Origin of the sequence: Fluviispira sanaruensis, from assembly GCF_004295685.1 — a bacterium.
Classification (GTDB): Bacteria; Bdellovibrionota_B; Oligoflexia; order Silvanigrellales; family Silvanigrellaceae; genus Silvanigrella; species Silvanigrella sanaruensis.
In genome coordinates this window covers 3,372,162-3,385,518 of record NZ_AP019368.1, presented here as the reverse complement: position 1 = coordinate 3,385,518, position 13,357 = coordinate 3,372,162, and the positions used below count along the sequence as shown (strand labels likewise).

At 33.1% G+C, this 13,357-nt stretch carries 11 protein-coding genes; 6 read left to right on the top strand and 5 right to left on the bottom strand.

Annotated elements, in window-relative coordinates:
* Window positions 1-6: 6 nt before the first annotated feature.
* Window positions 7-273, bottom strand: a complete 267-nt coding sequence (locus EZS29_RS14395; protein WP_130612309.1) for a hypothetical protein — start codon at window positions 271-273, stop codon at window positions 7-9.
* 73 nt (window positions 274-346) lie between these two features.
* Between EZS29_RS14395 and EZS29_RS14390 the strand changes: the two genes are divergently transcribed.
* The 6 genes from EZS29_RS14390 to EZS29_RS14365 all read left to right on the top strand — a co-directional run bounded on the left by EZS29_RS14390 (window position 347) and on the right by EZS29_RS14365 (window position 8,016).
* Complete coding sequence (locus EZS29_RS14390) at window positions 347-967, top strand: 5-formyltetrahydrofolate cyclo-ligase (protein ID WP_130612306.1); 621 nt, start codon at window positions 347-349, stop codon at window positions 965-967.
* A gap of 334 nt (window positions 968-1,301) precedes the next feature.
* Window positions 1,302-3,278, top strand: coding sequence for a S8 family serine peptidase (locus EZS29_RS14385; RefSeq protein WP_130612304.1), 1,977 nt, complete (start codon window positions 1,302-1,304; stop codon window positions 3,276-3,278).
* 63 nt (window positions 3,279-3,341) lie between these two features.
* Window positions 3,342-4,004: a hypothetical protein gene (locus EZS29_RS14380; protein ID WP_130612301.1), complete on the top strand. Its 663-nt coding sequence runs from the start codon at window positions 3,342-3,344 to the stop codon at window positions 4,002-4,004.
* A gap of 79 nt (window positions 4,005-4,083) precedes the next feature.
* A complete protein-coding gene (locus EZS29_RS14375; RefSeq protein ID WP_130612298.1) occupies window positions 4,084-6,057 on the top strand; it encodes a S8 family serine peptidase in 1,974 nt (657 codons plus the stop codon).
* Window positions 6,058-6,105: 48 nt separating this feature from the next.
* The gene (locus tag EZS29_RS14370) at window positions 6,106-6,729 is read left to right on the top strand and encodes a hypothetical protein (RefSeq protein WP_130612295.1); all 624 of its coding nucleotides are present in this window, start codon (window positions 6,106-6,108) and stop codon (window positions 6,727-6,729) included.
* 333 nt (window positions 6,730-7,062) lie between these two features.
* Complete coding sequence (locus tag EZS29_RS14365; protein ID WP_130612292.1) at window positions 7,063-8,016, top strand: hypothetical protein; 954 nt, start codon at window positions 7,063-7,065, stop codon at window positions 8,014-8,016.
* Window positions 8,017-8,023: 7 nt separating this feature from the next.
* Here the strand turns inward: EZS29_RS14365 and EZS29_RS14360 are convergent, their stop codons facing one another.
* Genes EZS29_RS14360 through EZS29_RS14345 form a run of 4 tightly spaced genes read right to left on the bottom strand, consistent with a single transcriptional unit; the run spans window position 8,024 to window position 13,336 of the window.
* On the bottom strand, window positions 8,024-8,491 hold the full coding sequence (locus tag EZS29_RS14360; protein ID WP_130612290.1) for an acyl-CoA thioesterase: 468 nt from the start codon (window positions 8,489-8,491) through the stop codon (window positions 8,024-8,026).
* Window positions 8,492-8,538: 47 nt separating this feature from the next.
* Window positions 8,539-9,534 (bottom strand): GNAT family N-acetyltransferase, encoded by a 996-nt coding sequence (locus tag EZS29_RS14355; RefSeq protein ID WP_130612287.1) that lies wholly within the window; start codon window positions 9,532-9,534, stop codon window positions 8,539-8,541.
* Window positions 9,535-10,470: a phosphatidylserine decarboxylase gene (locus EZS29_RS14350; RefSeq protein WP_130612284.1), complete on the bottom strand. Its 936-nt coding sequence runs from the start codon at window positions 10,468-10,470 to the stop codon at window positions 9,535-9,537.
* Between the two features lie 58 nt (window positions 10,471-10,528).
* Window positions 10,529-13,336 (bottom strand): excinuclease ABC subunit UvrA, encoded by a 2,808-nt coding sequence (locus EZS29_RS14345; RefSeq protein WP_130612281.1) that lies wholly within the window; start codon window positions 13,334-13,336, stop codon window positions 10,529-10,531.
* Window positions 13,337-13,357: the final 21 nt, after the last annotated feature.

The window sequence follows — 13,357 nt, the reverse complement described above, 5'->3', positions numbered from 1 at the left end:
TATAAATTATTCATCTTCATCTTCATCATAAATAATAATATCTTCCCAAGAAAATCCGTTTGCAACCATGACGATTTCATATTCTTTACCATCTTTTTCTATAAAATTTTCGGTAAAGAGACATTCTTTGCCATCGATAGTAATGAAATTAGGAACTTCATCTTCGTCCCCATGTCCTGCATTGCGATAGAGATCATCTATTTTCTCGCGTTCAACTAGATAGTACTCACCTTTTACAGGTGACATTTTTACAAGTGTATCCGACAATGCCATGGCATTTCTCCTTGAAAGAGGTTAACAAACGATACTTAGGTTATTCTAATTACAAGGAGGCGACAAGACAGAAATGAGAAATTTAAGCCAAATCCTTTCCGCAAATCAAAATAGCTTAGATGTTTCAATGAAAAAGACGGAATTGAGAAAAATACTTATCGAAGAAAGAAAAGTTCTTGCAGAAAACTCTAAACCACAAGATTGGGGAGCGCGGCAATTTTTTAGGGCATTAGATTTGTTAAAATTAACTGTGCAAGAATTAAAGAAGAAAGAGCAAGAAAATAAAATTAAGGTGGCTTGTTATTTTCCAATTCGCAATGAACTCGATATTGCTTGTTTTGCTTCAGAAACCTGGCTATTTCCTGCTATAACAGAAGATAATCAAATAATGTGGTTTGAATTCGGGGATGGAAAAACAGAATATATTGAAAATAAATATGGAATAAAAGAAAAAAGCGAAGAACATTGCTTTTTTTATTCGGAGAATAAGCCGCCACTATTGTTATTTGTTCCAGGTTTAGCAGCGTCGCAGGACGGTTATCGACTTGGCTACGGAGGCGGTTATTATGATAGATTTCTTAATAAATTTAAGAATAATGTAACAACGGTATTTTGCTTACCCTCAGAAAAATTTATTTTTGATAGCTTACCCATTGATCAATGGGATGAGAAAGTAGATCTTGTAATTTGGTAAATTTTAAAAAAAAATAAAATATATTAATTTAATATTATTTATGAATTGTCACATTTAATTTTGTTTTCGCAATGCATTTATCCATTTTTATTAAGTAAATCCCATCTATTAAAATTAATTATTTTTAAATTAATAATATAAAGAGTAGAGTCATTTGTGTTTTTAACAATATTTATTGTACTATTATAGTAGTTGAGGACACCAAATTTCTCTCAAAATATTTCTTTTAAAAACCAACCATAAAAATTTGACAAACCGTATGAACTTTTATATTTTGGCTATCCAGTCAATACATTAGATAATATGAATATTTCTCAGAAAACGGAGTGTTTTTATGGGTTTATACAAGAACTGCACAGCATTGCTTTCGGTATCAGTCGTTTCTATTTCTTTCCTATCATCGTGTGGAAAGGGTTCCAATCAAGCAGAACTGCAATTTGCAAATAGATCTGAATCACTTGATGTTGAGAATGATATCTCAGAATTAAAGTCTCCAAAGTTTTGTACAGATTTAGCAAATGAAAAATTAAATCCCCTAGGTAAATACCAATGGCATTTAAAGAATACGGGGCAAAAAGCATTCGCATCCAATCCTGGAGTTTCTGGCGAAGATATAAATGTCGCAAGCGTATTGAAAGAAGATTGTCTCAGTGGTTATGGAGTTAACGTAGCTGTTGTTGATACTGGGCTTGAAATAAAGCATCGTTCATTAAAAGACAATGTGGTAAGAAATGATAGAAACAGTCAGGAGCTGCCAATATCATTAAATTTCAGAGAAAACAGACTCCAAAAGCACGATCCTTCACCTATAGCACAAGATAAAGACGATCATGGGACGATGGTTGCAGGAATTATTGGTATGCGCAGTAATTTAGGTTATGGCGGATCTGGCGTTGCTCCCCGCGCCTTTTTAACTGGATATAATATTATCCAGCAAGAAGATAATGTTCAGACTTTCCAAAACTTTGTCGACTCCTTGGGTGGCTCTGAAGAGTCAAATAAAAACCATATTTTTAGTATGAGTTATGGTGATAATAATATCTCACAAATCAGTTCAGATGATTTTGTTACAAATGGTTCACTCACTGCTTATCGCTATGGTGTAAAAAATCTAAGAGATGGAAAAGGTGCACTTTATGTAAAAGCTGCAGGAAATGGTTTTTATAAATTAGGAAATGAAGAACCTTATCTCTCTGCATGTAAAACAGCGTTGGAATTAAATGTTTCATGTCAAAATTCAAATATGAATACAGATAATTCATTGCCAGAAGTAATAACTGTCGGAGCATTAAATGCCAATGGTGTAAAGACTAGTTATTCTACGACAGGCTCATCTTTGTGGATTAGCGCACCTGGTGGAGAATTTGGTTTTGATAAAGACTGGCTTAGTGAGCAATTTAGCAGATTAGGCATTGCTTTTGACTGGTCAAAGAAAAGAGCAACAGCTGGAGATCCAGCAATTGTAACTACAGATATGTCCGGTTCTGCTAGTGGAATGAGTAAAAAAATTAATTTAAACATAGCAGAAGAAATCTTAGATATACGAAATACTTTTAATGCAGGATTGGTCGAAGAAAACGAAAGTTACGATTACACAAATACCATGAATGGAACATCATCTGCAACACCTGTTACTTCTGGAAGTATTGCACTTATTTTAGAAGCAAATCCAAAATTAACATGGCGAGATGTTAAATACATTCTTGCTAAAACAGCAACAAAAGTTGATCCATATTTTGAAGGTGTAAAAGTCAAACTTGCTGATGGTGAGTACCAAGCAGAACAAGGTTGGGTAAATAATGCGGCTGGTTTTCATTTCTCAAATTACTACGGATTTGGTCGCGTAAATGTTGCTGAAGCTGTTAAGTTAGCAAAGAAATATAAGCTAGGCAGTTTAGGACAATATGTTGAGATACCTCGAGAGTCAGCGCTAAAAACAATTGGTTTCAATACAGAAATTAAACAAGGCGTGCAAAATTCTTACACGGTTTCATTACCAACTGTACGGAGTGCACAAAATCTAACCTTAGATTCTGTCCGTCTTTTTGTCTCGATTGATAGTAGTTATATTGGAGATGTTGGAATTGAATTAACTTCTCCAAGTGGGACAAAGAGTATTATCTGGAATATCGGCAATGCATTTTCTAATAAAGGCAATTTAAAAAATATGCCAATCCAAAGCAATGCGTTTTATGGAGAAAATAGTAAAGGCGTCTGGAAAGTTAAGATTATAAATTCTGGCTTGCACAGTGCTAACGTGAAACTCAAAGGTTTAGGTATTCAATTTGCAGGACAAAAAACGAAAGCATAATGAGTTTTGCAAATGATATATTTATTTGTTTACTTAAATATTTTAATTGAGGTATTTTAACTTATGAAAAAATCGACTTTAAAGTTAGGACTGTGTTTATTAACTTCTCTATACGCATCTCAAAGTTTTGCAAATGATCAAACAGAAGCTCAAAAATTAAATCATTATGCAATTGTAGATCAATATTCAGATGAATCACAGGATTTTTCAGTAGTAGAAGGTGTTCGTGCAAGTTTGTCAAAGGAAACTGAACATGTTAAAGAAAATAATAAAGAACCAAATAAAAAATTAAGAAAAAGTGGTTTCGAAAATTCTGTTGAGAGCGGCGGGGATAAATTTGAAAACGAAGTTATTTTTGAAAAAGAAGGACTTAAAGTATATAATGAAAAATCAAGTTCACTTTCGCAAAATTCATCTCTAAAAACTTCAATGCATGCTTTAGGGGATAATCAAGATAAGAAAAAAGGTTATCGCGTTGTTATAAACAATAAGACCAAAAAAGTGGGTGTTTTGAGCGAGAAAATTATTGTGAAAGCAAACAATAATTTTAAATTAAGCAGTAAACTTAAACATAAAGATTATCCACAAATCGGTTATTATATTGTTGATATACCCGAAAATGCAAAAATATCAGATGTGATTAAAGAAATTAGAGAAGAAAATATTTCTTCGATCGAAAGTATAAAGGTTGAAGTTATAGAAAACTTTACTAAAAAGCCCCTTTGATTTTGTTGTCTTTCGATTTGATTTTTAAAATGAGCCGATTGCTTGACTCATTTTTTGACTTTTAATACGGAGTGAAGCCATGATCATAAATAAAAAGAATATGCTTATTCTTTCTGTACCTGTTATTGCTATCTCGTTTTTATCATCTTGTGGAAATAAAAATCAAGAAAATGTAGAATTATCGACAAAATCAGTCTTAACTGCTCAAAGTTCTTTCGATGCAAATAATACTGAGATAAAACGAAATAAATTCTGTACGGATTTAGCTAATGAGAAATTAAATCCTCTTGGTAAATACCAATGGCATTTAAAGAACACAGGACAAGATGCATTTGCTTCTGAAAGCGGAATCGCAGGTGAAGATATAAATGTCGATGATGTGTTAAAGAAACAATGCTTAAGTGGGAATGGAATACGCGTCGGAGTTGTTGACTCTGGCATTGACATTGCTCATAAATCATTGAATCCGAATATTGATAACGAAGAATATGTCAGTAAATCTTGGTCTATTAATTTTAAAAATAATCGCTTGGCACCAAATGATCCTTCACCATCACCCGCAGAAGATAGCGAAGGTGATTTAGAAGATGATGTAGTTGATCATGGAACAATGGTTGCAGGAATAATTGCTATGCGCAGTAATCTTGGGTTTGGAGGTTCTGGAGTTGCACCACGCGCGAAATTATCTGGATATAATGTTATTTCAAGTGGGTCACAAAACTTTCAAAACTTTGTCGATGCTCTAGGTGGCTCAGATGCTTCTCAAGGAAATGATATTTTTAATATGAGCTTTGGTTTTTCAAATCTCGAACAGATTCCAGATAGTCACCCATTAATCAGTTCTGGTGCTTTGGCTATGCGCTATGGAGCACGCCAGTTGCGTGATGGAAAAGGTGCACTTTATGTTAAATCAGCAGGTAATGGCTATATATCTTCAGGAATATTTTATTTTAAATGTTCTAAAGCAAATGAAATAAATGTTTCCTGCCAAAATTCGAATATGAATTTATTAAATGCTATCCCAGAAACCATCGTTGTAGGCGCATTAAATGCAAAAGGAAAAAAAGCGAGTTATTCAACCGCAGGATCTTCGCTTTGGGTCAGTGCTCCTGGGGGTGAATATGGGGTTAACAAAGAATTTGTTGAAGGAAGATATAGTGATTATGATAAAAAAATTGATTGGAGCAAATACAGACCAACAATTGGTGAGCCTGCTATAATCACAACAGATTACAGTGGAACTCGCTATGGTATGAGTAAAACGGCTGATTTGAATGATCTCGATTCTGTTTTAAACATACGCAATGAATTTAATGCACTCAATTTCGATGAAAATTTGGATGGTGATTATACAAATACAATGAATGGCACATCGTCTGCTGCGCCTGTGACTTCGGGAAGCTTGGCTCTCATTCTAGAAGCCAATCCAAAATTAACTTGGCGAGATGTTAAATATATTTTAGCAAAAACATCAACAAAAGTAGACGCAGAGAATGCAGGCTCACAAGTTCAATTGGTCAAAGGAGATAGCAATTCGCTTTATCAAGCTGAACAGGGCTGGGTCAAAAATGCGGCTGGGTTTAGTTTTTCAAATTGGTATGGATTTGGCCGAGTCAATGTTTCTGAAGCAGTAGAATTGGCAAAAAATTACAAAGTCAATTTAGGCCAATATCAAGAAATGAGTTCAAAATTCATCGATCACACTAAGCAGGTACCTAAAGCAGATCCTAATGGTTACGTTACGAGTTTGAATATTCCTACTAGGGATGGCTTAAATATTGAATCAGTGCAAATTCAAGTGTCTGCAGACAGTACAAATTTAGGTGATATTGGTTTTGAATTGACTTCTCCAAGTGGGACTAAGAGCATTCTGTGGAATGTTGGAAATGGTTTTGTCTACACTAAAAAATTGGATAAAATCACCTTGCAAAGCAATGCTTTCTATGGAGAAAATAGCTCTGGTAACTGGAAACTTAAAGTGATTAATGCAGGCTTCTTCAATTCAAATACGACATTTAAAGGCTGGAAAATTATGGTCACTGGGCATAAATAAGTCTCAGTGATTTTTTAGAACTTTAATTTTTCTAGGAGTATGAATTTTATGAAAATAAAAAAAATTTTTCCAATGGTTAGTCTACTAAGTGCTTCGCTTTTATATGCTGGTGGAGGTTTTGCTATCAATAAAAATATACAAATAGCTGATAGCAATGATCAAATAATGAGTGATGCTGATTATAAAAAAAGTCTGGCAGAACAAGAAAATTTGATTAAAAATTATGGGGCAGCCGAAACCTTTATACAAGATGGTGTAAAATATTCTTATTACCCAAACTTAAAGATTTCATTCAATAAAAAAGAGAGTCATGAGGATAAAGAAATAAAAAAGGTTTTAACAACACAAAGTTTTAAGATTTATGAAGTCAATACTCAAATGCAATCGCAAGGAAATAATACTTCTTTGCAGAAGAAGCCAGCGGTTATTTACAACACAAGTTCAAAAAAGTTTGCTGCGTTCAGTGGTAAAATTATTGTGCAAATGAAAGAAGGCAAAACTTTTTCAGACTCAAATTTTGTAATTTCTAAAAGTTATCCTCAGATGAATTATGTTATTTTGAATAAGCCAGAAAATAAAACAATTGGTGAGTCAATTAATTCCTTAAAGGCAAATCGTGATATAGATAAAGTGATAGTAGAAATTCTCGAAAATCTGCAAGAGCCTATGTAATAGCAAATTAAACTAAATTATTTTGCTAATATTTTATAAATTATATAGCTCAATCCGAAAAAAATAACTATCCATAATTTATTAATATTATATTAAAATTTACAATTATTCTTTACAAATAAAAACAACAAGAAATCATAACATAAATATTTAAAACAATTATTTAAATTATTGAAAATTTGTACTATTACAATATTTAGGTGTAAATATGCCTATAAGTCAAATCAAATTATATATTTAAAAATTGATTTTTATTTATAAATATTTTATATAAAACTCGCAAAGATTTTTTGCTTTGCTCTTAAAGTCATTTTTGAACACAAGGAGGTGTTTATGAAAAAAAGATATATTTCAAAAACGTTAATATCAATTTCAATGATATCAATGATTATTGTAGGTTGTGGTAAAGATAACAAGAGAGAAGTATATAAAGTAAAACTTGAAAATGTAAATTCCGCAAGTTTATCAATGAATATAGCAGATTATAGGTTACATGGCACATATGTGAACTGCTTTGATAAAGAGGATAATAGTTCTTGGATTCTTCAGAGTGATGTGGGCGCTTCAAGTCTTGAAGTTGCTAAAGATGACACGGCTTGTAAACTTAATTTAACTAAAGTTGAAATCGGTACAGGGAATAGTTCAAAAAGTTATAATTATAGTGACCCGGCTTCTAATACACTCAACTTATTTAAAAGTGATTCGATTAAATTTTCTGATAATGTTAACGCAAAAGTAATCTATATAACTGCAGTAATGACACCTGATAATTACTCAGCAGAACCTTCTATTGAAATTAAAATCACTGAGTCCCATCATACAAATCCTGTGGAACTTACACCAGATAAATTGGTTTATTTGAAGGGCAATTCCCTTTCAGTTATTGGAATCAGTTCTCCGGAATATACTTTTACAAGTACAAATTTAAACATTAAATTTCTAGCCACAGGCTTTCCTTATTTTTTCAGCGATCTCGTTTTTACAGTTAAAAATGGTGGTCAAAAAGCTTCTAGTTACTTTATTTTAGTAAATGACACGGTCGCTACAGGGGATTATAAAGCATTGGATGATTTTCACAAAAAGCCACAGAATGCTGCACGTATAAAAAGTATCAGCCCAAGTGCGGATACTTTTAGTATTTCGAAAGCGGAGATTAATAGCTTAATTCAAAAGATTAACACTCAGAAACCACAAAATTTTGAACTAAAAATTGTACTTGTAAATACACAAGATGGGAAAAGTAGCTATAATGTGGACACGATCAAAATTAAAAAACCTGCAACTTAAGATCGTATTATTTTTTCCAAAATTGTTCACGCATTTTTTTTCTTTGTAATGCAGATTCAAAACGCTCTTGATCTTTATTCGAAGTCACGTCTACCTTGGCTATTTCTACGGGTCGAGAGTTTTCATCAACTGCTACCATTGTAAAATAACTTGATAAGACATGGTTGCGGATGCGTGTGCGCGTATTTTCTGAAACAACTTTAATCCCTATTTCCATTGACGATTTACCTGTGTAATTTACATTGGCTAAAAAGGTAACAAGCTCGCCCACATGTATGGGGTGTCTAAAAAAAACTTGATCCGCTGATAAAGTAACAACATAGTGACCTGAATAGCGCGAAGCACAAACATATGCAACTTGATCAAGCAGTCGCATGATGGCTCCACCGTGAACTTTTCCAGAAAAATTCACCATGTCTGGAGTCATAAGCACTGTCATTTCGATAGATTTATCATGAACAATTACTTTTTTCATGTTTGTGACCTTTTTGTTAATTTATTTATTTTTATATTATATTTTTGTTAAGTTCCTTGCAAGCTGCCAATAAAAATGTCATTTTTTTCGCATAATTCCTGCAATTTTTGCGTAGCAATTTTTTTCTCATCGAGTGATTTTAAGAATAGCGAAGGGATAGATTGAAAATCAAAAAGTGAGAAAAATTCTGATGAATGTGAACCAGGGAAAAAAATAAGTTCTTCTTCTGTGTTTTTTACAATAACTTCTTGAAGTAGAGCAAGAGCGTAACTAAAATTGTTGAAGTAAATTGAATGAATTACATTTTGAAAATCATCCCCTTTGTTGATAAAAGCAATTGCACAAATGGTTTGATCATAGCTTAATAGATAGAGTTGCATTTTTCTAATTTTTATAATGTCTGTAAATTCTAAATAAGAAAGAATAGATTCAGACTTTGGAGCATTGCGAACGATAAATTGCCAAATATTATATTTTTTCTTTTCATCTATTTCTACTAAATTATTAATACTCAAGAAATCTAGTTTTCTTTCTTCAATTGTCTGCAGTGCTTTATTGTATTCCGTTTTAAATTTTCTTAATTTATTAAGATATATAGATGTCGAAATTCTTGAATTTACTTGGGCTAAATAAGTTTTGCCTGCAGGAACGTAATTTAAATTTGTATACAGTGATTTATAGTCACTAAATAAAAATAAAAAATCAGCTAGATTTTCTTTTGCTTTAGCTTCAACTTCCATTAAAATCTTTTTAGCGAAACCTTTCTTTCTAAAATTTGGATGGGTGCACACGCTTCCTATACAATAAGAATTTAACATTCGATTGGGTAATTGAAAGTGAATGGGGTGTATTGAACAGAATGCAACCGCTTGCCCATTAATTTTATATAAAAAGAGATTTTCTTTATTTTCTTGATTAAAAACTTGAGGAAAATTATTTAGGTAGTCATTACTTTCAAAGCAGATATTGGTCAAATATTCTAATTCTCTAAAAGAGATATTTTTTTCTCGGACGATTTCTGGGAAAACATCCGAATTGTGCATTTAGACTTTCCTTTCCGCTAAATGACCTATTTTTTCTCCCATTTGAACGAGAGTTTCCAAGCCCTGTTCAGAAGATTTCACAATATCAGTGTCAAATTCCATTATACCATTTTCAAAAAAGAAAATGCAGGTGCTTCCGCCAAATTTAAAGTAACCTTTTTCATCTCCTTTTTCGACTTGTACAGCAGGTCTATAAGTTTGCACGATAGTTCCTACAAAAAGTGCACCCACTTCCATTAACAGAACTTTGCCAAATTGATCGGAATCCAGCTCACATAAAGTGCGCTTGTTCATGCAGTACACGGGAATTTGTTGTTCTAATGCATAAGGATTTACGGAATGAAGAAGTCCTGGAACTGTTTTTGTGATCCCTGCTTTACCAGAAACGGGAAAGTGAAATCGATGGTAATCTGAAGGGCATAATCTAAGAATGGCACAAGAACCATTTTTATAGCGTTCGACTAAACTTTCATTGCCCTGAAAAAGATCAATGAGTTGAATAGGAGCCCATTTGACATAACTTAAAGTTGTTTCTGATATTTTTGGAAAAACGAGCAACCTTCCATCACCAGGGGATATAATGCTGCTACTCAAGCGATTGATTGGTCGCGCCCGTGGATGTAATTTTCTTGCAAAAAAATCATTAAAGGAATGATATTCTGAAATGTCTTTTTCTGATTCAGAGACATCGATGCCCATGTTATTTACGAATTCTTCAATTTTATGCTTACTGGCTCCAGAATCGTTGTAAGCGCCATAAATGTTACTGATCCATTTATTCGTTAAAAATTTTGCAGTAAAAGCAGCTCCAGCAGGACTTCCATAAAAAACTTTCATAGCGTCTTCGCCATAAATTTTTTCTATGAATTTTTCTCCACTTTTTCTTTTAATAACTTCAATTTGCTTAGTGGCGCTTCCTAAAATAGATTTTAACATTTTTATTGCTTCCCTGATCGATAGCACTTAATTTTTACAAGCAATTGACTCTTATGGTTTATCCTTGAGCAGTTGCTAACAATCTTTCTATGATTTTTCCACCTTGAACACCACTCCCTGGTCCCATTTTTATAAGATGGTGTGCATTTTCTTCAAAGAGTTCATGATGCTCTACAACGACAAATGTATGCCCTTCATTGCAAAGACGCAATAAAGTTTCAAGAAGGTTTCCAATGTCAAAATCGGAGAGCCCTCGGGTGGGTTCGTCAAGTAGGCAGAAGATTTTTTTGGAAGACTTTGAAAGAGCTGCGCAAATACGCAGTCGTTGCGCTTCGCCGCCTGACATTGAGGATGTGGGTAGACCTAATGGAATGTGACCTAATCCAAGCTGTTTACAAAGTATAAGGGCTTTGGCAAAACCTTGTTGCCTGCCAAGAGTAGACAGGCATTCATTGATACTTGTGGAAAGCCACTCACTGATATTTTTTTTATTCCAAGTGACAGTCAGAATCTCGTTGCGGTAGCGCGAGCCATTGCATTCTGGACACACTTTTTCTACGGAACCTAAAAAGAATAAATCATCCTCAATGGTGCCTTTCCCATTGCAATATTCACATCCACCTGCACCATTAAAAGAGAAATCGGAAAGTTGTAGGCCTTGGGCTTTTGCTTCATGAGTCGCTGCAAAGTTTTTTCGTAAAATATCCATAAGTCCTAAAATTGTTGCTGGGACGCTCGAAATAGTTCGGTGCAAAGCTTTCTGTTCAACACTTATTATATCGTTATTTTCAAAAAAATAATTAGGAAAACTAAAATGTTCCCAGGTTCCAATTTTTGCGTCTGCATCGAAGTCAGAATTTTCAGTGCTTTGAATTTCTTTATATTTATCTAGAGCGGCTCCAAGGCCAAAACGAATAAGAGTTGATTTTCCAGCACCACTTGGGCCTATAATTACATTCAATTTTCCTAAAATAAATTCAATATCTAAATTGTGACAATTCATTGCTGAAAATTTATTTAAAATAATAGAATTATTTCTTTGGAAAGAGTTAATAGGAAAAATATTCATTTTGTTTAAATTCAATAAACTATTGCTTATTTGTGTTTGAAAACATCTTGGTATTTTATTTTTCACCGTCAGCAAAGAACCTCCCTCTTCTCCACCGCCTGGTCCTAATTCAAATATTTCGTCTGCACTTGATATCAATTGTTTATCGTGTTCAACCATGAGAATTGTGTTACCTAAATCACGCAATTCTTCTATACAATGTATAAGTGATGGAATTTCATTTTTGCCGAGTCCAATGCTGGGTTCATCTAATACATAGAGTGCATCGGTCAGGCCATTACCAATAACTCGCGTTAAAAGCACGCGCTGATATTCCCCTCCTGATAAGGTTTTGCACCTTCTAAAGAGTTGAGCAGAACCGAGCCCTAGCTTTACGAGAAGAGATACTTTTTTATAGACTTCTTCATATATTTCTTGAATTGCATTGATTTTTTTTTCGAATTTTTTTTCACACTTAATCTGCTCAAGCCAATTAAGTGTTTTAGATATTTCTTGTTGGAAAAGATCATTATATGATGAATGAAAACACTTTGCATTCATCCCTGCTTTCCCTAAGCGAGCACCTAGACATTCTGGACAAGTTTCATATTTTCTATATTTAGCAAGTAGTATTCTTGAAGTGCTTTTATAGCGTTCCTGTTCAAGAATATCAAAGAAATTTTTTAAAGTAACATATTCACTTTGGTTTTTGCTTTTTTTATCTAAATCATCTCCTATCCAGATAAAATCTTTCGCTTCACTTGAGAGTTTTTCATAGGGGATATTTGTTTTTATATTTCTTTTTTTACAAGCTCTTATAAGTTCTTCTTTCATCCATAAAAATGTATCAGAATTCCAAGGTTTTATTGCTCCATCTATGATTGATAAATTAGGATTTGGAATAATTTTGAGATGATCAAGCACAGGAGTATTTCCAAGTCCATTGCAATTTGCGCATGCCCCTAAAATAGATTGCCAATCTAAATCATTCAATTGAATAATAGTCGTCTGTTGGTTGCAACTTGTACAGAATGGTTGAACGTGAAATACTTTTTTTTCGTCACTCAAATCTTTTTTGTTACTTAATTTAACTAAATTTATATATGAAAATCGAGGGGAGAATTTTACCTGTGACCAAATCGTCTCTATACGATTAGATAGTTCATCTTTATTTAATTGCCAATTAATACGATCTAATATAATTTCAAATTCTTTGGGAATTATTCTATTTTTATGAGTCAAAAATTCTTCTAAATCAACTATTTCATTGTCGATATGTGCTCTGGAATAGCCTTCAAAAATAAGATCTTCTATGCTTTTTTTTGACTGGATCGCATAAGGAACAGAAATCAAGTAATTTAAATTATTTTTTTTAATATCTTCGTTATTTAAAAAATCTATAAGATCTTTTGCTTGATCAACATTGACTTGTGATCCACATTTCGCACAGGATGGTTCCATCAATGCGATAAAAAGATTACGCAGAGGCGTTGCAATATCAGCAGAAGATGCAATGACACTGCGAGGATCTCCTGTTTTATTATTTTGTTTCAAAGACACGGCTGCTGGAATATTATCAATTTCAACAAACTCACCTTGAGGAAGACCTTGGAGAAACTGTCTCTCATATGTCCCTAAAGTTTCAAGAAATCTTCGTTGTGATTCGGAATAAATTGTATCGAATGCTAAACTGCTTTTCCCGCTTCCCGAAACTCCTGTGATTGCAATCCATTTTTTTAACGGTATTTTGAGATTGATATTTTTTAAATTATGAGTTTTAACCCCTTCACAAATTAAAAATTCAGAGTTTCCTGTCATATTGTCTTCTTTTTATATATT